Raw genomic sequence first — 18,959 nt, 5'->3', positions numbered from 1 at the left:
CTATCGCCGGCAAGTCAGCTCCCACAGGCCCCCACCACATTCAGGGTTGTGCTGCCCCTTGTGGGAGCTGGCTTGCCGGCGATAGGGCCGGTACTGGCAACTTCAGGTCTGGCGGAATACCAAGGCCTTGAGCCCCCCGGCCGGGTCCACATCCGGAAACTCCGGCGGGTTTTCCAGCCGCTCGACAAACGCCAGCGATGGCGCCTGCTCAGCCATCCCCTCGATCAGAAACTCCGGCCCGATCGCCGGGTCGTTGACACACGCCAGCACCGTTCCACCGGCGCTCAGCAACTCTGGCAAACGCCGCAGGATCTTCGCGTAATCCTGGGTCAGCACGAAGCTGCCACGCTGGAAGGTTGGCGGGTCAATGATGATCAGGTCGTAAGGCCCGTACTTGCGCACCTTGCCCCACGACTTGAACAGCTCATGCCCCAGATACGCCACCCGCGATGCGTCATGGCCATTGAGGCGGTGGTTGTCCCGACCCCGTGCCAGCGCCGACTTGGCCATGTCCAGGTTCACCACCTGCTCGGCGCCCCCGGCAATCGCTGCTACCGAGAAGCCGCAGGTGTAGGCGAACAGGTTCAGCACGCGCTTGCCCGCCGCCTGCTCGCGCACCCAGCGGCGGCCGTAGCGCATGTCGAGAAACAGGCCGATATTTTGCCGCACGCCCAGGTCCAGCAAGTAGGACAGGCCGTCCTCGACCACCTCACGTTGCTGACACGGCTCGCCCAGCAGCCACTGACCAGGGCTGTCGGGCAAGTAGCGGTGCTGGATGAGGATGGCTTGGCCGGCCCATTGCGGGCACTGGGCCAGGTTGCGCAGCATGGCTTCCAGTTCGGCCAGTTGGCCCTCGGGCAGCTCGCGGAAGAGGGCTACCGAGAGCACGCCTTGCAGCCAGTCGACAGTGACCTGCTCCAGGCCTGCCCAGCAGCGGCCACGGCCATGGAACAGGCGGCGGGTTTCCTGCGGGGCAGGGTCGAGGGCGGCGAGCAGGTGCTGCTCCAAGGTGTGAATCGGGGAAGTCATGGTGGGTCGCAGGCTGGCAAAAGCGGCATTCTACCTTGTGGGCCTCTTCGCGGGTAAACCCGCTCCCACAGGGACCCCACAGTATTCAGAGCTAAGGTGATCCTGTGGGAGCGGGTTTACCCGCGAAGAGGCCGGGCAAGGTCACTTCAATTCTTGACTGCAAGCCGCGCTGGCCGGAACCACCATCCCTGCTGCATCCCCGCCGCTGACAGCAGAATCAGCCCTACCCCCAGCCATTGCAGCGGAGCAAGGCGGTGCCCGAAGGCCACCCAGTCCACCAGAATCGCAGCAATCGGGTAAATGAATGACAGCGCCCCCGTCAACGCCGTGGGCAAACGCTGAATGGCACTGTACAGCAGCACATACATGAGGCCGGTGTGGACGATGCCCAGCGTCAACAGGCTGGCCAGCGCTGGCACTTCACCCGGCAATCCGCCGAGCTTGACCCACGGCGCCAGCACCAGTACACCCGTCGTTACCTGAATCAACGCGATCAGGTGAGGTGGCGTGCCTTTCAGCCGCTTGATGATCAACGCCGCAATGGCATACAAAAACGCCGCACCCAGTGCCAGGGCAATGCCCAGCAAGTATTCCTCACCGCCGCCCTGCCCCGCACCATGGGCGCTGACGATGGCCAACATGCCGAGGAACGCCACGCTAAGCCATGTAAGCTTGGCCAGTGTGATCTTTTCGCCCAGAAACAGCGCTGCCAGCCCCACCAGCATGAACGGCTGCACGTTGTACACCGCGGTCCCGATGGCGATCGACGCACGGGAATACGAGGCAAACAGCAGCAGCCAGTTGCCGACAATGGCCACGCCGCTGGCGATCGCCAACAGGAACGCCGTGCGGCTGATGACTCCGGCCCGCAAAAAGCCGAAAGCGGCGCAAATCACCAGCAGGGTCACGGCACCGAACACGCAGCGCCAGAACACCACCTCGAGCACCGGCTGCCCCGACACCAGCACGAACCAGCCGATGGTCCCGGAAATCAGCATGGCGGCGACCATTTCCAGCGAGCCACGGCGCAACGAACTGTCCATCTCACACCTCCCGTTGTTGATGGCAACAGTATGCAAAGGTTACAGCTCAGCCTTCCAGCGGATAACCAAGGCAGATTTGCATCCTTGCCTTTACTATCAAGGCAAATTACGCGAATTACCTGACGAGGTGACCATGACCGATGCCATCGACCAACTGTTGATCAATGCACTGATGGAAGACTCGCGCCGCTCGCTGAAAGCCCTGGCGCAAGTCAGCGGGCTGTCCGCGCCCAGCGTCAGCGAGCGCCTGCGCCGCCTGGAAGAGCGCGGTGTGCTGCGCGGTTACACCGTGGAGGTCGATCCGCGCGCCTTTGGTTACCAGTTACAGGCCATCGTGCGCATCCGCCCACTGCCGGGCCAGCTGCAGGAGGTAGAACGGCAAATCATCGCCATCCCCGAGTTCACCGAGTGCGACAAGGTCACCGGGGAGGACTGTTTCATTGCCCGGTTGCATGTGCGCTCGATGGAGCAACTGGACACCCTGCTCGACCGCATCAATGTGCTGGCCGAGACCAACACCGCCATCATCAAGAAAAGCCCGGTGAAGCGGCGATTGCCGCCAATGGAATGAATTCGCCTGTTCCGGCCTCTTCGCGGGTAAACCCGCTCCCACAAGTACTGCACCAGATTTGGGCTTGTGATGAACCCTGTGGGAACGGGTTTACCCGCGAAGAGGCCAGCGCAGAAAAACCTGACTATTTTTTGTACACATAAATGTCACCATAAGTGCCATTTTTGTGTGCACTTTCTTCAGAAACGCCCCATTGCGTTACACACTACCCGCAACTAATTTTGACCATTCGATCAACTAAATAGTCGACAGAAAATTTAAACCTGTTCATTCGGTCAATTTATACCTCACTTATTTCATTAACTTATCTTTCAAAAAGATAAGTTCGAAATGTCCATCTGTTACAACTTGCTTTCCCCTGGCATGGAACTCGCTTTTGTGTGCTCGTGTTTTGTATACAACTTAAACAAAACATAAACACACAAGAACCCGCCACGCCGGTCCAAAGCCGGCCGCCGCGCCCAGAACCCTGTGATGCCAAGCTGCACCGACGAGGTGGCGAGCCCGTGCGCATGCCCGCTCATCGCAGTCAAAGTGCATCAGGAGCCCGCCGGAATGAGTAGCAGCCTCGACCTTGCCCCTGAACTATCCGTCGCCAGCACCCACCCCGCTTCCAACCTTGTTGGCGAGGTGCCGCAACTGGCGCTGAGCCCGCGCCTGCACAACCGCGACCTTGCCCCAACACGCACCGAAGGGCGGCGCTGGGGTGGCTACAGCATCTTCGCGTTGTGGACAAACGATGTGCACAATATTGCCAACTACTCCTTCGCCATGGGCTTGTTCGCCCTCGGCCTGGGTGGCTGGCAGATTTTGCTGTCGCTGGCCATTGGCGCAGCGCTGGTGTACTTCTTCATGAACCTGTCCGGCTATATGGGGCAGAAAACCGGGGTGCCGTTCCCGGTCATCAGCCGCATTGCCTTCGGCATCCACGGCGCACAGATACCGGCGCTGATCCGCGCAGTCATTGCCATTGCCTGGTTCGGCATCCAGACCTACCTGGCCTCGGTGGTGCTGCGTGTGCTGCTTACAGCCGTGTGGCCGCAAGTGGCGGCCTACGACCACGACAGCATCCTCGGCCTGTCGAGCCTGGGCTGGGCGTGCTTCGTGTCGATCTGGCTGGTGCAGCTGGTGATCCTGGCCTACGGCATGGAGATGGTGCGCCGCTACGAGGCCTTCGCCGGCCCGGTGATCCTGCTGACCGTTGCCGCCCTGGCGGTGTTCATGTACGTCAAGGCCGACGCGCGCATCGCCTGGTCGGTCGCCGAGCCACTGACCGGCGTTGATATGTGGCGCAACATCTTCGCTGGCGGCGCATTGTGGCTGGCGATCTACGGCACCCTGGTACTGAACTTCTGTGATTTCGCCCGCTCCTCGCCGTGCCGCAAGACCATCCGCGTCGGCAACTTCTGGGGCCTGCCGGTGAACATACTGGTGTTTGCCGTGATCACCGTGGTGCTGTGCGGCGCGCAGTTCCAGATCAACGGCCAGATCATCGACAGCCCGACCCAGATCGTCGCCGCCATCCCCAGCACGCTGTTCCTGGTACTGGGCTGCGTAGCCTTCCTGATTGTCACCGTGGCGGTGAACATCATGGCCAACTTCGTCGCCCCGGCTTTCGTGCTCAGCAACCTGGCGCCACGCCACCTGAACTTCCGCCGCGCGGGGCTAATCAGCGCCACGCTGGCGGTGCTGATCCTGCCGTGGAACCTCTACAACAGTCCGCTGGTGATCGTGTACTTCCTGTCCGGCCTGGGCGCCCTGCTCGGCCCGCTGTACGGGGTGATCATGTCCGACTACTGGTTGCTGCGCAAAGGCTGCATCAACGTGCCGGAGCTGTACACCGAGCACCCGACCGGCGCCTACCACTACAGCAAGGGCATCAACCTGCGCGCCGTGGCCGCCTTCGTGCCTGCTGCGTTGCTGGCCATCGTGCTGGCCCTGGTACCCCATTTCCACAGCGTGGCCCCGTTCTCCTGGCTGATCGGTGCCGGCATCGCCGCCGTCCTGTACCTGCTGATCGCACCACGCAACCGCCACTACCACGACGTCAGCGGCGAATGCATCGCCGTCGACCACAGCAGCCATTGATCAGGGAGGACTGCCCATGCGTATTCTGATCGTCAACGTCAACACCACCGAAGCCATCACCGAAGCCATTGCCCAACAGGCCCGTGCAGTAGCCGCACCCGGTACCGAAATCGTGGGGCTTACCCCTTGGTTCGGCGCCGAGTCGGTGGAAGGCAACTTCGAAAGCTACCTGGCTGCCATTGCGGTGATGGACCGGGTGCTCGCCTACGAAGGTCCTTACGACGCCGTGATCCAGGCCGGTTACGGCGAACACGGCCGCGAAGGCCTGCAGGAACTGCTGAACGTGCCGGTGGTGGACATTACCGATGCGGCCGCCAGCACCGCGATGTACCTGGGGCATGCTTACTCCGTGGTAACCACCCTGGACCGTACCGTGCCACTGATCGAAGACCGTCTGAAGCTGTCTGGCCTTTATGACCGCTGTGCCTCGGTGCGGGCCAGCGGGCTGGCGGTGCTGGAGCTGGAAGCCGACCCGCAGCGGGCTGTGGAGGCGATTGTCGAGCAGGCCGAACGCGCCGTGCATGACGACAAGGCCGAAGTGATTTGCCTGGGTTGCGGCGGCATGGCCGGGCTGGACGAGCAGATCCGCCAGCGCACCGGCGTGCCGGTGGTGGATGGGGTGAGCGCAGCGGTGACCATTGCCGAATCGCTGGTGCGCATGGGCTTGAGCACCTCCAAGGTGCGCACCTATGCCACACCGCGGGTGAAGAAAGTGGTGGGTTGGCCGATGCGCCTAGGCCGCTGATCCTGCATTGGCCTGTACCGGCCTCTTCGCGGGCTTGCCCGCGAAGAGGCCGGTACTATCAACCCATCATCTCGACCAAGCGCTGCGCACTGCCACAGGCCAGTGTAAACCCCAACGCCCCATGCCCCAGGTTCAGCCACAGGTTGCGATACACCGTCCCCCCTATGATCGGCACCCCGGTCGGTGTCGCCGGTCGCATGCCCGCCCACTCCACCGCCTGCCCATAATCCGCAGCCATCGGTAATGTCTCCAGCGCCAGCCGTCGCATGCTCTGCAACCTGCGCTTTTCCACCGATTCGTCGAACCCGACAATGTCCACCATCGCCGCTACCCGCAGCTGCTGCCCCAGGCGGGCATAGACGATCTTGCGTTCATAGTCGGTAAGGCTCACTTCCGGTGCCCGATGCCCAGTGCTGATCGGTGCCGTCAGGCTGTAGCCCTTCAGCGGGTAGACCGGTATCTGCACCCCCGGTAATGCCAAGCTTGGGCCACGATGCCCGGCACACAGCACCAACTGTTCCACGTCCAGTTGCTCGTTGCCCAGTTGCAGCGCTACGACCTGGTCCTGGCGCCGTACCAGCTGCGTCACTGGCCGCCCAAGCAGGAAACGGCATTGCCCCGAAGCGCGCAACAGTGCCTCCAGGCGCTGGCAGAACAAGTGGCAATCGCCCACCTCTTCATCCGCTGTGAACACGCCACCCACAAACGGTGCGCCCTCCAGGGCGGGTTCCAGCGCGCGCAACTCGGCTGCTGCCAACACCCGCTGGCTGGCCGGGTCCGTCAACTGAGCCCGGCCATGGGCAAAGGCCCGCTCGCTGCGAAAAGCCACCAGCTTGCCATTGCGCCGCCAGTTGAAATCACCCAGGTTCTGGTCCTCGCGCCATTGCCCCAGCACGGCCTGGCTGCGCAGCGCCAGCTCCAGCAGCTGCTCGGCATTTCGGCGATTGACGCTGCGCCGGCAAGCCAGGGTGAATGCCAACAACCAGCGCCACTGCGCCGGGTCCAGGCGCAAGCGCAGGCGCAGCGGCGACTCGCCCTGCAACAGCCAACCCAATGCCTGCCACGGCACCCCGGCATCAGCCAGCGGCGCCACATAGCGATAGGACAATTGCCCGCCATTGGCGAAGCTGGTCGCCGACGCCAAGCTGTCGCGGGCCTCGATCAAATCAACCGACCGCCCTTCACGAACAAGCGCGTAAGCCGTCGCCAGGCCAACCACCCCGCCCCCGATTACCGTTACCCGCTGCTTCATCGCGCTTCCCTGTGGTGGCTTCCTGGCCAAACAGTACCAGCGGATCAGGTCGGGCAGCTATGCGCACCGTCATTCAGGCCCTGGCGCACGTTGCGGCTGAGCAGGCTAGCCTTGCCGTCGTGCCAGGTCAGGGTCAGTACATAGAGGGTGTCGAAGTCATCGCCGTTCCAGTCCTGGGTGATCACCCGCTCTTCACCCAAGGCCTTGCCGGCCACCGTGTTGATCAGTTCAGGCAGGTAGCCGTGGGACCAGGCGGTGTAGATGGTCGCGTTGCGGTATTTGTCGCTCAGTAATTCATCGGCCAGTTCATCGGTATCGTTGGCGCCGTAGTCGATATTCACCGGCAAGCCGAGGCGGATGGCGCTAGGGGTGATGGTCATCAGCGGGCGGATGTAGCTGTAGCTTTCGTCCTTGCTGCCTTCCTCGACCTGCCGCGAAGGGTTGGCGGCAAACACGTAGTCGGCATTACCGAAGCGCTCTGGCAGCAAGGTTGCCAGGTCCAGTGCGCGATTGAGGCCCTGGCAGTTCAACTGGCCAAGCCCCTCACCCGGCTTCTCCGCATGGCGCAGGAACACCAGGGTCTGTGTGCCATCCACCGGTTGAGCCCGGCTGTCGACAGCCTCCAGCGCCAGCGGTACGCCGACGACCGTGAGTGCCAGGCTCAGTACCAGATGGCGACGACGACGGAAGAATGTGGGCAACTTCATCAAGGCAGGCTCGTGTGGCAGAGAAAATCGGGTTGACCCGCCACATCGCCCCATCGGTTGCAGGGCGCCCTTGCAGTAAATGCCATCCTTGGCAACGAGTGAGCGTCAGAGTGCCCTGAACCCGTTTGGTTCCTCCCTGGAGGTGGATGCCGTTCCCTAGGCAAGCCTAGATTAGGGGATGGGTGTTGCTAAATTATGTCCGGTGCTTCAATCATCCCGCGTCAGCACTTCCAGCAATTCGATCTCAAAGGTCAGGTCCGAGCCAGGCGGTATCGCCCCAACGCTGCGCTCGCCATAGCCCAAGTGTGCTGGAACCTGCAGTTTGCGCTTGCCGCCAACGCGCATCCCCATCAGGCCCTGATCCCAACCTTTGATCACTCGACCGGTACCAATAACGCACTGGAACGGCTTGCCGCGTGACCAGGACGAGTCGAACTCGCTGCCATCAGCCAGCCAGCCGGTGTACTGGGTGGTGATCAGGGCGCCCTTGACGGCGGCTTTGCCTTCACCCTCGACCAGGTCGATGATCTGCAGTTCTTGGCTCACAGGCACACTCCAACGCTGAAAAACAAAGCCGCCCTTTTCTCAGGAATGCACGGGTTTGGCAAGAAGGATCGACAGGCCACTTTTAACTGCTCTGCTCAAACACTTCTTGACCGGTCAGCTCTTTGGTCTGGTTGGCAAAGCAGTACCAGGCGGGCTTCTGCTCGACAAAAATCTGCAGATCGAAATCCCACTCCTGATCCCCATCCAGCAGGCCGACCGGCACCGCATGGAAGTCATTGGACTTCAGCCGGTAATACAGGTGCGTGCCGCATTGGCCGCAAAACCCTCGCTGCGCCCAGTCGGACGAATCGTAGACATTGGGGGTATGCCCTTCGATGACCGGCGGCTGGCTGCAATGCACCACCAGCAACGGGCCGCCGGTCCACTTGCGGCACATGCTGCAATGGCAGGCGCTGATATGGGTGTTGTCGACGGTGACCTTGAGCGTGGTGGCGCCGCACAGGCAGGTGCCTTGTTTTTCCAGGGCCATGGCTGGCTCCTTGAGCGGAAGATGGGCCAGCAATTATAGATGCCAGCTGCAACGCGGTCGGTGTAGGAGCGGCCTTGTGTCGCGATCGGGCTGCAAAGCAGCCCCTTGGGTGATGCATCTACGCGAAAGCCGAGGGGCGCGCGTTGCGCCGCTCGCGACACAAGGCCGCGCCCACAAAGGATCGCGTGAAGCGTCAGATGTACACAGTGCCGCGCAGGTACAACGCCGCCCGCCCGCTGATGATCACCCGGCCATTGCCCGGTACTTCGCACCGCAGCTGCCCTTTACGTGCACCGCCCTGCTCGCAGCTGAGCACCTGCTTGCCCAGGCGCTCAGCCCACACCGGCGCCAGCGAGGTGTGTGCCGAGCCAGTGACCGGGTCTTCATTCACGCCGACCCGCGGGCCGAACCAGCGGGTGACAAAATCAAAGCCACGCCCTGCAGCCGTCACGGCAATGCCGCGCACGTCGAAGGCCGAAAGTGCCACAAAGTCAGGCTTTAACGTATCGAGCAACAGGGCGTCATCAATCACGACGACGTAGTCATCGCTACGGTACACCGCCTGTGCCTGGCTCAGGCCCAGCGCTTGCAACAGGCCCGCCGGGGTTTCCACGATGCCCGGTTGTTTGGCCGGGAAATCCATGGCCAGCAACCCGTCAGCGCCACGGCTGACACGCAATTCGCCACTGCGGGTATTGAAACGCAGCACCTGCGCCTGCTCACCCAGTTGCTCGAACAGCACATAGGCCGACGCGAGAGTCGCGTGGCCGCATAGGTCAACTTCAACGGTCGGGGTGAACCAGCGCAGGTCAAAGGTTTCGCCGTTGCGCACGAAATAGGCCGTTTCCGACAAGTTGTTTTCTTCGGCGATGCGCTGCAGCACATCGTCCGGCAGCCAGGCCTCAAGCGGGATCACCGCCGCCGGGTTGCCACCGAACGGTTCAGCGGAAAAGGCATCGACCTGGAAGATTTCGAGTTGCATGCACACACTCCTTGTTGCCCGGGCCTTGCCAGGCAGATGTCTGAAAAGGGGTTACGGGCGTACCGGGGTCAATACTGGCTCGCCGGCAAAGAAGGCCTGCAGGTTGCGCAGCACCAGGGTCACGGTATCGCGCGCAGCCTCCGGTGACTGGCCGGCAACGTGGGGCGTGAGCACGGTATTGGCCAAAGCCTTGAGGCCTTGGGGTACTGCCGGTTCGTCGTCGAACACGTCCAGCGCGGCGCCCGCCAGCTGACCCTGCTGCAATGCGGTAATCAGAGCCTGCGTGTCGACCACGCTGGCCCGGGCAATATTCACCAGATAGCCATTTGCGCCCAGCGCCTGCAGTACCTGAGCATCGACCAGGTGCTGGGTATTGGCGCCACCGGGAGTGGCCACGACCAGGATGTCGACAGCAGCGGCCAGGTGCAGCGGGCTGTCGTACCAGGTGTAAGGTACATCTTCGCGCGGCGTGCGGCTGTGATAGCTGATGGACATGTCGAAGCCCAGATTGGCGCGCTTGGCAATGGCCTGGCCCACCGCCCCGAGGCCAAGAATACCCAGGCGTTTGCCGCTCACCGAGGGGCTGATCACCCGGTTCCATTCACCGCGCCGGGTGCTGGCATCAGCACGGGGAATGTCGCGCAGTAGTGCCAGCAACAGGGCCAGGGTGTGGTCGGCGACTGCGCTGGCATTGGCACCAGCGCCATTGGTTACGGTGATGCCGCGGGCGGCGGCGGCAACCAGGTCGACTTGCTCGTAGCCGGCGCCGATCACGCAGATGATCTGCAACTTGGGCAATGCGTCGATTTCGGCGGCAGTCAGCCCCAGCGGGCCGCGAGTGAGCACGGCATCGATTTCACTGGCGTGGCGCTGAATGGCCTCGGCGCGCAGTTGCGGTGAGGGGGCACGGATAAGGCGGTAACCGGCCTGCTCCAGCATGGGCAGGTAATCGTCGACGGTTTCTACCAGTACCAGGACTGTCTTGCGCATGCCACCTCCGGGTCAATTCGAGGCGTCATTATGCGGAGTCACCAGCCAGTACAGTCAATTGAAATAACAAGGCAAAACTGTACTGTGCTGCTCCGCTGTAGCCGTTGCTCTTGCTCTTGCTCTTGCTCTTGCTCTTGCTCTTGCTCTTGCTCTTGCTCTTGCTCTTGCTCTTGCTCTTGCTCTTGCTCTTGCTCTTGCTCTTGCTCTTGCTCTTGCTCTTGCTCTTGCTCTTGCTCTTGCTCTTGCTCTTGCTCTTGATCTTGATCTTGCTCTTCGCGACTTCAGGAGGCCGAACGCAGGCCTTGCGGAGGGAGGTGACGGGCATGGATGCCCGTCAAGCGCTGGGCCCCAGGATGGGGCCTGCAGCGCGGTCCTCCCGGGAGCGAGGCCGGAGTGAGGGGACCCCGGAGCGCAGCGCAGGGGCCGGATGATGGGAGCGCAGCGTTTTTTGGTTACTTTTTGTCGCGTTTGACAAAAAGTGACTCGCCGTAAGGGCGAAAAGGTGAGTGTGCGTCGCCATCGCAAATGGCCTATGCGCGAGCTAAAAACCAGCACCGTTTCGCTTGTCGCTTGTCGCTTGTCGCTTGTCGCTTGTCGCTTGGAGGCGTGGGCATCGATGAGGAGGCTAACATTCATTTTCGAAGGTGGCGTCAAGTCACCTTTCCGCCCTTACGGCGGGTCACTTTTTGTCAAACGCGACAAAAAGTAACCAAAAAACGCTGGCTCCCATCATCCGGCCCCTACGCTGCGCTCCGGGGTCCCCTCGCTCCGGGCTTGCTCCCGGGAGGACCGCGCTGCAGGCCCCATCCTGGGGCCCAGCGCTTGACGGGCATCCATGCCCGTCACCTCCCTCCGCAAGCCCTGCGCTCGGCCTCCTGAAGTCGCAATCTGCGTCGCCTGAGCTACCGCGCGCTTAAAAGCAAAAGCAAAAGCAAAAGCAAAAGCAAAAGCAAAAGCGAAAGCGAAAGCAAAAGCCGAAGCAGGGTTACTGGGCGAACGCTCGCCCTAACCCACCCGGCACGCCACTGCTGTCAGTGTCCTGCCAAGGCCCATTCGGGCTCAGCGACCAGCTCCAGCCGTTATCAAACCGGTAGTACGTACGCTGCCGGTAGAACGTATTGGGCTGCTTTTCCAATACATATACACCCAGCTTGGGGTCCCAGTGGCTGGCACCGCCAGGCGGTGGCGCAAAGCTGGCCGAGGTACGCGGCATCGGCTTGGGAATCGCCGCCGGTTTGCTCGGCTGGGTGGACGGTTGCCCACCCGGCAACGGCTTGACCACCGGCCCTTGCGGCGGCACGCGCTCGATCGGGGGTGCCGGCTGTTCATACGGCTGATGCACCGTACACGCAGACAAACCCAGGGCCAGGGTGATCAGGGTCAGGCGGACGGTGCTGTGCATGGCTTTGCTCTCTTACAGGTCTGGGCTGTCGATGGTCAGGTGCTGGGTAGCCTGGGTGGTGCTGGGCAACGGCGCGCCCTGGCCAATCCACTCGCCGCGGGTAGGCTGACCAGCGCGGGAAACCCGTGCAACCAGTTGGACTTCGGCAAATTGCGACAGTTTCATCTGCGGCATCATCGCGTCAGCATCGGACAACTCCACTTCGATCGGCAACTGCGCCACCGTCACCCGCTTGGCTGCCAGGGGCATCGGCGGACCATTGCTGGCGCGAGCGAAGATGAACACCGTATCGTCAGGTTTTACCTTGTCCTTCAGTGCCGCCGCCAGTTCCACCCGCACTTTCATCCGCGCAGCCACCGGCGCGGGCTCTGCAGCCTGCCCTGCCGGGCCACCCAGGCGTTCGGCAGCGCGGTCGATGCCGCCTTGCAGGGCATCGCGCGATGCATCGCCTTCCGGCAACTGCGCCAACAGGCGCTTCCAGTAGTCGATGGCTTCCTGGTAACGCTCGCCTTCAAAGGCCGCGATACCGCGCAGGCCCAGGCTGGTCACCTCGTTGGGGTCGGCCTTCAGCGCTTCATCCGTCAGTGCCTGCAACTGCGGGCTCCACCGCTTGTCGGCGGCAAAGTACAGGGCCTGGGCCCACTGGCCCAGCAGCTCGGGCTGGCGGCCAGCCAAGGCCACCGCCCGCTCGAAAGTACGCGCAGCATCGGCCGGGCGCTGCTCGGCCATGTAGGCACGGCCCAGGAAATACACGGCCTCGGCCGACTCAGGCTGGGCCTGCACCACACGCTCCAGGCGCGTGGTCATTTCTTCCATCGACTTGGGTGCTTCGGCGAATTCCTGGGTCAGCGCCACCTTGTCGGCCGCACCAAAATGCAGGTACAGCCCCAGCGCCATCAGCGGTACCAGCACGGCAGCCAGTAGCGGCAGGGCTTTGCCCAAATGCCCCTGGCGTGGGGCATCGGCGCCTTCGGTATCAGCCAGTAATTCGCGGGCAGCCTCGTCACGGCCCTTGGCCAACTGTGCCTCATCGAGCACACCGGCAGCCTGCTGGGCAGCCAGTTCGGCAACGCGTTCCTGATACAGGGCCACGTTCAGGGCAGTGCGGTCTTCTTCCTGCTGGCGACGGCGGCCACGCAGGATCGGGATCAGCAAAAAGCTGAGGGCGGCGAGCAGCAGCAGGCCCGCGCTAAGCCAGAATTCAATCATGGGTCTGTTCTTTTTCCAGCAGTTTGGCGAGTCGCTCGCGTTCTTCGACAGAAAGCTCGTTGTTGCCCGGCAAAGCCGTACCACGGCGTCGGCGCACGATCACCGCCAGCACCACGAAACCACCGGCCAACAGGATGCCCGGGCCGAACCACAACAGCCAGGTACGCCCGCTGAGCGCCGGTTTGTAGCGCACGAAGTCACCGTAGCGGTCCACCATGAAGTCGACGATCTGCTGGTTGCTCTTGCCTTCGCCAAGCATGCGGAAGATCTCTCGGCGCAGGTCGGCAGCAATCGGTGCGTTGGAATCGGCGATGTCCTGGTTCTGGCACTTGGGGCAACGCAGTTCCTTGGTCAACTGCTGGTAGCGCTCGCGCTCGGCTTCATCGCGGAACTGGTAAGTGTCGATGGCCGCCTTGGCCACACTGCCCAGGCTCATGCCCAGCACGGCAGCTGCCAGCCAGCGCCTCATTGCCTGGCCTCATCGACCAGGCCCTGGTACAGCGGTGCCAGCTGCTCACGCCACACCGTGGCATCGACAATGCCCACATGCTTGTAGCGGATGATGCCCTTGGCGTCGATCAGGAAAGTTTCCGGCGCGCCGTACACCCCGAGATCCAGGCCAAGGCTGCCCTGCTCGTCACGGATGTCCAGCTGGTAAGGGTTGTGGAATTCGGCCAGCCATTTCTGCGCAGCGGCGTTGTCGTCCTTGTAATTGACGCCGTGGATCACCACGCCCTGCTGCGCCAGCTGGTTCAGGTAGGGGTGCTCGACCTTGCACGACGGGCACCAGGTGGCCCACACGTTGACCAATGCCGGGCGGCCCTGCAAGTCGGCCTGGGTCAGGGTCCGGTCGCCCTGGGTCGAAGCCAGGGAAAACACCGGGAACGGTTTGCCGATCATTGCCGAAGGCAGCTCGTCGGGCTTGAGAAACAGCCCCTTGTAGAGAAACACCGCCACCAGCAGGAACACTGCCAGGGGGACTACCATGATCCAACGCTTCATGCAGCTGCTCCAGACACGCCCAGGGCCTCACGCACCCGGGTCTTGACCTTGACGCGGTAGCGCCGGTCGAGTGCCGCCAGCAACCCGCCCAGGCCGGTCAGCAGACCGCCCAGCCAGATCCAGCGGACATAAGGCTTGATGTGCACACGCACGGCCCAGGCGCCGTTCTCAAGCGGCTCGCCAAGGGCAACGTAAAGGTCGCGGGTAAAGCCGGCGTCGATGCCGGCTTCCGTCATCATCGATTGCTGCACGGTGTACAGGCGCTTTTCCGGGTGCAGGGTCGTCACTTCACGGCCACCACGGCTGACGACCACCGTACCCTTGTCGGAGATGAAGTTCGGCCCTTCGAAGTGCTTGGCGCCCTGGAACAGGAACTGGTAGCCACCCAGCTCCACGCTTTCGCCCGGGGCCATGCGCAGGTCGCGTTCGGCGCTGTTGTTGCTCGACAGCACCACACCCAGCGCACACACCGCCAGGCCCAGGTGTGCCAGTTGCATGCCCCAGTAGCTGCGGCCCAGGCCCGGCAGGCCCTTGAGCAGGCCTTTGTGACGGGTCTTGTCGAGGATGTCGCGCAGCCCGCCAAGTACCACCCAGGCAGCCAGGGCGAAGGCGGTCAGGGTCGGCCAGTCGAAGTCGTCAACGATAAAACCGGCAACCGGAGCAAGAATGGCACTGCCGATCAGCACCGGGGTCATCATGCTGACCAGCCATTTGCCCGGGGTGTCCTTCCAGCGCACCACCACGCCCACGCTCATTACCACCATCAGCAGTGCCATCAGCGGCAGGAACAAGGCATCGAAATAGGGCGGCCCCACCGACAGCTTGGCCCCGGTCAGGGCATCAAGCACCAGCGGGTACAGGGTGCCGAGCAGAATCATCGATGCGGCCACCACCAGCACCAGGTTGTTGGCCAGCAGCAGCGTCTCGCGCGACCACAGGGCGAAACCGACCTGGCTCTTGACCACCGGTGCGCGCAGGGCGAACAGGGTCAGCGAACCACCGACCACGAACAACAGGAAGAACAGGATGAAAATGCCCCGCGATGGGTCGGCAGCAAATGCGTGCACCGAGGTCAGCACGCCGGAACGCACCAGGAAAGTACCCAGCAGGCTCAGCGAGAATGCGGCAATTGCCAACAGCACGGTCCAGCTCTTGAACACCCCGCGCTTTTCAGTCACCGCCAGCGAGTGGATCAGCGCCGTGCCCACCAGCCAAGGCATGAACGAGGCGTTTTCCACCGGGTCCCAGAACCACCAGCCACCCCAGCCCAGCTCATAGTAGGCCCACCAGGAGCCCAGGGTGATGCCGACCCCCAGGAAAGCCCAGGCGACGATGGTCCAGGGCCGCGACCAGCGCGCCCAGGCAGCGTCCAGACGGCCGCCGAGCAAGGCGGCAATGGCGAAGGCAAAGGCCACCGAGAAGCCCACGTAGCCCATGTACAGCATCGGCGGGTGAACGATCAGGCCGAAGTCCTGCAGCAACGGGTTTAGATCGCGACCGTCGGTGGGCACTTGCGGCAGCAGGCGCTGGAATGGGTTGGAGGTGATGATCAAAAAGCTCAGGAAGCCGACGCTGATCATGCCCATCACTGCCAGCACGCGGGCCAGCATCACCTGCGGCAACTGCCGCGAAAACACCGACACGGCAAAGGTCCAGCCGCCCAGGATCAGCGCCCACAGCAGCAGCGAACCCTCGTGGGCGCCCCACACGGCGCTGAATTTGTAGTACCAGGGCAAGGCGCTGTTGGAGTTGCTGGCCACATAGGCGACCGAGAAGTTGTCGGTCATGAAGGCATGGGTCAAACAGGCGAAGGCAAAAGCCAGGAAGGCGAATTGCCCCCAGGCCGCCGGCCGTGCCAGGCTCATCCACAGGCTGTCGCCACGCCACGCGCCAAGCAGCGGCACACTGGCCTGCACGGTGGCAAAGCACATGGCCAGGATCATCGCCAACTGGCCGAGTTCGGGTATAACCAGCGCCGCATTCATGGCCTGGCCTCCGTTCCTGTGGCGGCCTGGCCGCTTTCCTTCAGGGCCTTGGTGACCTCGGGCGGCATGTACTTCTCGTCGTGCTTGGCCAGTACTTCATCGGCCACCACCACGCCGTCGGCGTTGACTTTGCCCAGGGCAACAATGCCCTGCCCTTCGCGGAACAGGTCAGGCAGGATGCCGCGGTAGGTGATCGGCACCGACTTGTTGAAGTCGGTGACCACAAAGCGCACGTCCAGCGAGTCGGACGAGCGCTGCACCGAGCCTTTCTCGACCATGCCGCCAGCACGGATGCGGGTGTCCAGCGGCGCTTCGCCATTGGCGATCTGGGTGGGCGTATAGAACAGGTTGATGTTCTGCTGCAATGCGCTCAAGGCAAAGCCGACGGCAACCCCGACACCGACCAGCAGGCCGACGATGAGCAACAGGCGTTTCTTGCGCTGCGGATTCACTGGTTGTTCTCCCGGCGCAAACGGCGCGCCTCTTCTTGCAGGTAGCGACGACGGGCCAGCAGCGGCGCGGCGACATTCAGCGCCAGCACTGCCAGGCAGATGCCATAGGCCGACCACACGTACAGGCCATGGTGGCCCATGGCGAGAAAATCACCGAAGGTGGCAAAGCTCATTGTGCGGCCCTCCGCCCCAGGCTGTTCAACACTTCATCCTTGACCCAACTGGCGCGCGCCTCGCGCTTGAGCACTTCAAGGCGCATGCGTAGCAACAGCACGGCGCCGAAGAAACAGTAGAAACCCAACGCCGTGCACAGCAACGGCAGCCACATTTCGGCGGGCATCGCCGGCTTTTCGGTGAGGGTGAAGGTGGCGCCCTGGTGCAGGGTGTTCCACCACTCCACCGAGTACTTGATGATCGGGATGTTGACTACGCCGACAATCGCCAGCACCGCGCAGGCCTTGGCCGCACTGTCACGATTACTGATCGCCTGGCCCAGCGCAATAATGCCGAAGTACAGGAACAGCAGAATGAGCATGGACGTAAGGCGGGCGTCCCACACCCACCAGCTGCCCCAGGTCGGCTTGCCCCAGATAGCGCCGGTAACCAGCGCCACGGCGGTCATCCAGGCGCCGATGGGCGCGGCACATTGCAGGGCGACGTCGGCCAGTTTCATCTTCCACACCAGCCCCACCACACCGGCGACGGCCAGCAGCACGTAGCAGGATTGCGCCAGCATCGCCGCCGGCACATGAATGTAGATGATGCGGAAGCTGTTGCCTTGCTGGTAGTCCTGGGGGGCAAACGCCAGGCCCCAGGTGATACCGACCAGCAGCAGGAGCACGGCAGCGCCGGCCAGCCATGGCAGCATGCGGCCGCTGATGGCATAGAACCATTTCGGGGAGCCCAGCTTGTGGAACCACGTCCAGCTTATTTTCATCAGGGTACATCCAGGGTATTTGCCGGGCTTGAGAGCCCGGGACTCGTTATTCGCCGACGCTGATCTTCAGGCCGGCCGCTATCGCAAAGGGTGCCAGGGTCACGGCCAGGGCCGTCAGGCTGGCGAGCCAGAGCAGGTGGCCGGTTGCGGGCATATTTTGCAATGCCGCTTGCAACGCACCACTGCCCAGGATCAATACAGGGATATACAACGGCAGAATCAGCAACGCCAGTAACAAACCACCGCGCTTCAGACCGACCGTCAGGGCGGCGCCCACCGCACCCAGCAGGCTCAATACCGGCGTGCCCAGCAGCAAGGAGCCAAGCAGCACCGGCAGGCAATGGCTCGGCAGCCCCAGCATCAGCGCCAGCAGCGGCGCCAACAATACCAGTGCCAGCCCGGAAAAGATCCAGTGCGCCAACACCTTGGCCAGCACCAGCAACGCCAGTGGGTGCGGTGACAGCACCCACTGCTCCAGCGAGCCGTCCTCGAAATCGCTGCGGAACAAGCCGTCCAGCGACAGCAGCACTGCCAGCAGTGCCGCCACCCAGACCAGGCCCGGCGACAAGGTTTGCAACAATTGGCTTTCTGGGCCGACCGCCAAAGGGAACAGCGCCACGACGATGGCAAAGAACACCAGCGGGTTGGCCAGCTCGGCAGGGCGACGGAACAGCAGCCGCGCTTCGCGACGCAACAACAAAATGAATACGCTCATGCCGCCCATTGCCCCAGGTTCAGTTCACGGTAACCGGAGGGCTTGCGTTCCAGCGTGTGGTGGGTGGTCAGCACCACCGTGCCGCCCTGTTCGCAGTGTGCCGCCAGGTGCGCTTCCAGCTGGGCCACGCCTTGCTTGTCGAGCGCGGTGAACGGTTCGTCGAGAATCCATAACGGCGGGCAAGCCAGGTGCAGCCGGGCCAGGGCCACGCGGCGCTGTTGACCAGCTGACAGGGTATGGCAGGGTACGTCTTCGAAACCGCGCAGGCCGACCGCCTCCAGCGCCGCCCAGATCGCCTCGCGGCTGGCCGGCTGGTGCAAGGCGCACAGCCAGGTGAGATTTTCCTCGGCGGTGAGCAGGTCCTTGATACCTGCGGCGTGGCCAATCCACAGCAGGATGCTTTCCAGCGCATGGCGCTGCTCGGCCAGTGGCTTGCCGCCCAGCAGAATCTGCCCGGCGGTCGGCTGCATCAAGCCGGCCAGCAGGCGCAGCAAGCTGGTCTTGCCGCTGCCATTAGGGCCGCTGATTTGCAGCATGTCGCCGGCGCCCAGCTCGAAATCGAGCTGCTCGAACAGCAAGCGCCAGTCGCGCTCGCAGGCCAGGCCTGCGGCTTGGAGGTGAAGGGTCACGGTTTCGCCTTATCTTTGTAGGGCTTCGGGCCGGCGTCGCCTGTTTCGCGGGCTTGCCCGCGAAGCAGGCGACGCCGCTCCAGAACCCTTGTGTCTCAAGTCGCCCCGCGCGCTGCCGTTATACTGGCAACCACGGGCGCCCGGCATTATTACACGCGCCGCCGCGCTGCCAAGAGGCCGGGCTC

The 18,959-nt window shown here is 63.1% G+C and carries 22 protein-coding genes; 3 read left to right on the top strand and 19 right to left on the bottom strand.

Going from position 1 to position 18,959, the window contains the following annotated elements:
- Positions 1 to 102: 102 nt before the first annotated feature.
- A complete protein-coding gene (locus J3A71_RS09175; RefSeq protein ID WP_016488382.1) occupies positions 103 to 1,029 on the bottom strand; it encodes a class I SAM-dependent methyltransferase in 927 nt (308 codons plus the stop codon).
- A gap of 146 nt (positions 1,030 to 1,175) precedes the next feature.
- A complete protein-coding gene (locus J3A71_RS09170; RefSeq protein WP_095116901.1) occupies positions 1,176 to 2,072 on the bottom strand; it encodes a DMT family transporter in 897 nt (298 codons plus the stop codon).
- 133 nt (positions 2,073 to 2,205) lie between these two features.
- Between J3A71_RS09170 and J3A71_RS09165 the strand changes: the two genes are divergently transcribed.
- The 3 genes from J3A71_RS09165 (at position 2,206) to J3A71_RS09155 (ending at position 5,476) form a co-directional block, all read left to right on the top strand.
- Positions 2,206 to 2,643 carry an Lrp/AsnC family transcriptional regulator gene (locus tag J3A71_RS09165; protein WP_019473363.1) on the top strand — a complete coding sequence of 146 codons (438 nt, stop codon included), beginning with the start codon at positions 2,206 to 2,208 and terminating at the stop codon, positions 2,641 to 2,643.
- Positions 2,644 to 3,198: 555 nt separating this feature from the next.
- Positions 3,199 to 4,731, top strand: a complete 1,533-nt coding sequence (locus J3A71_RS09160; protein WP_060519372.1) for an NCS1 family nucleobase:cation symporter-1 — start codon at positions 3,199 to 3,201, stop codon at positions 4,729 to 4,731.
- 16 nt (positions 4,732 to 4,747) lie between these two features.
- A complete protein-coding gene (locus J3A71_RS09155) occupies positions 4,748 to 5,476 on the top strand; it encodes an aspartate/glutamate racemase family protein (protein WP_096426583.1) in 729 nt (242 codons plus the stop codon).
- A gap of 58 nt (positions 5,477 to 5,534) precedes the next feature.
- On the opposite strand, the gene J3A71_RS09150 is transcribed toward J3A71_RS09155, so the two are convergent.
- From J3A71_RS09150 to ccmA, 17 genes are all read right to left on the bottom strand, one after another.
- Complete coding sequence (locus tag J3A71_RS09150; protein ID WP_102668045.1) at positions 5,535 to 6,728, bottom strand: D-amino acid dehydrogenase; 1,194 nt, start codon at positions 6,726 to 6,728, stop codon at positions 5,535 to 5,537.
- 44 nt (positions 6,729 to 6,772) lie between these two features.
- Complete coding sequence (locus tag J3A71_RS09145) at positions 6,773 to 7,435, bottom strand: hypothetical protein (RefSeq protein ID WP_016488388.1); 663 nt, start codon at positions 7,433 to 7,435, stop codon at positions 6,773 to 6,775.
- A 207-nt stretch (positions 7,436 to 7,642) separates the two neighbouring features.
- Entirely contained in the window at positions 7,643 to 7,981 is a 339-nt protein-coding gene (locus J3A71_RS09140; RefSeq protein WP_016488389.1) for an FKBP-type peptidyl-prolyl cis-trans isomerase, read from the bottom strand.
- An 82-nt stretch (positions 7,982 to 8,063) separates the two neighbouring features.
- Positions 8,064 to 8,471: a GFA family protein gene (locus J3A71_RS09135; protein ID WP_096426584.1), complete on the bottom strand. Its 408-nt coding sequence runs from the start codon at positions 8,469 to 8,471 to the stop codon at positions 8,064 to 8,066.
- A 193-nt stretch (positions 8,472 to 8,664) separates the two neighbouring features.
- Positions 8,665 to 9,453 carry a PhzF family phenazine biosynthesis protein gene (locus J3A71_RS09130; protein ID WP_095116897.1) on the bottom strand — a complete coding sequence of 263 codons (789 nt, stop codon included), beginning with the start codon at positions 9,451 to 9,453 and terminating at the stop codon, positions 8,665 to 8,667.
- A gap of 51 nt (positions 9,454 to 9,504) precedes the next feature.
- Positions 9,505 to 10,443, bottom strand: a complete 939-nt coding sequence (locus J3A71_RS09125) for a 2-hydroxyacid dehydrogenase (RefSeq protein WP_023047692.1) — start codon at positions 10,441 to 10,443, stop codon at positions 9,505 to 9,507.
- A gap of 28 nt (positions 10,444 to 10,471) precedes the next feature.
- Entirely contained in the window at positions 10,472 to 10,768 is a 297-nt protein-coding gene (locus J3A71_RS09120) for a hypothetical protein (protein WP_210021990.1), read from the bottom strand.
- A gap of 660 nt (positions 10,769 to 11,428) precedes the next feature.
- The gene (locus J3A71_RS09115; RefSeq protein ID WP_016488394.1) at positions 11,429 to 11,845 is read right to left on the bottom strand and encodes a hypothetical protein; all 417 of its coding nucleotides are present in this window, start codon (positions 11,843 to 11,845) and stop codon (positions 11,429 to 11,431) included.
- A 12-nt stretch (positions 11,846 to 11,857) separates the two neighbouring features.
- Positions 11,858 to 13,054, bottom strand: a complete 1,197-nt coding sequence (ccmI, locus tag J3A71_RS09110) for a c-type cytochrome biogenesis protein CcmI (RefSeq protein ID WP_095117223.1) — start codon at positions 13,052 to 13,054, stop codon at positions 11,858 to 11,860.
- Entirely contained in the window at positions 13,047 to 13,523 is a 477-nt protein-coding gene (locus J3A71_RS09105) for a cytochrome c-type biogenesis protein (protein ID WP_023048719.1), read from the bottom strand. The genes ccmI and J3A71_RS09105 overlap by 8 nt, the downstream gene beginning before the upstream one ends.
- Complete coding sequence (locus J3A71_RS09100) at positions 13,520 to 14,056, bottom strand: DsbE family thiol:disulfide interchange protein (protein ID WP_016488397.1); 537 nt, start codon at positions 14,054 to 14,056, stop codon at positions 13,520 to 13,522. Before J3A71_RS09100 ends, J3A71_RS09105 begins: the two co-directional genes overlap by 4 nt.
- Positions 14,053 to 16,041: a heme lyase CcmF/NrfE family subunit gene (locus J3A71_RS09095; protein ID WP_096426586.1), complete on the bottom strand. Its 1,989-nt coding sequence runs from the start codon at positions 16,039 to 16,041 to the stop codon at positions 14,053 to 14,055. The genes J3A71_RS09100 and J3A71_RS09095 overlap by 4 nt, the downstream gene beginning before the upstream one ends.
- The gene (gene ccmE / locus J3A71_RS09090; protein WP_016488399.1) at positions 16,038 to 16,493 is read right to left on the bottom strand and encodes a cytochrome c maturation protein CcmE; all 456 of its coding nucleotides are present in this window, start codon (positions 16,491 to 16,493) and stop codon (positions 16,038 to 16,040) included. Before ccmE ends, J3A71_RS09095 begins: the two co-directional genes overlap by 4 nt.
- A complete protein-coding gene (ccmD, locus tag J3A71_RS09085) occupies positions 16,490 to 16,666 on the bottom strand; it encodes a heme exporter protein CcmD (protein ID WP_012273475.1) in 177 nt (58 codons plus the stop codon). Before ccmD ends, ccmE begins: the two co-directional genes overlap by 4 nt.
- A complete protein-coding gene (locus J3A71_RS09080; RefSeq protein WP_012273476.1) occupies positions 16,663 to 17,430 on the bottom strand; it encodes a heme ABC transporter permease in 768 nt (255 codons plus the stop codon). The genes ccmD and J3A71_RS09080 overlap by 4 nt, the downstream gene beginning before the upstream one ends.
- Positions 17,431 to 17,476: 46 nt before the next feature.
- The gene (gene ccmB, locus J3A71_RS09075; protein ID WP_012273477.1) at positions 17,477 to 18,145 is read right to left on the bottom strand and encodes a heme exporter protein CcmB; all 669 of its coding nucleotides are present in this window, start codon (positions 18,143 to 18,145) and stop codon (positions 17,477 to 17,479) included.
- Positions 18,142 to 18,774: a cytochrome c biogenesis heme-transporting ATPase CcmA gene (gene ccmA, locus J3A71_RS09070; protein WP_016488400.1), complete on the bottom strand. Its 633-nt coding sequence runs from the start codon at positions 18,772 to 18,774 to the stop codon at positions 18,142 to 18,144. Before ccmA ends, ccmB begins: the two co-directional genes overlap by 4 nt.
- Between the last annotated feature and the right edge of the window lie 185 nt (positions 18,775 to 18,959).

The organism is Pseudomonas sp. PvP089 (genome assembly GCF_017875165.1).
Lineage (GTDB): Bacteria > Pseudomonadota > Gammaproteobacteria > Pseudomonadales > Pseudomonadaceae > Aquipseudomonas > Aquipseudomonas fortuita.
Note: the sequence above shows the minus strand (reverse complement) of the source record. Positions and strands in the feature narration are given on the sequence as shown.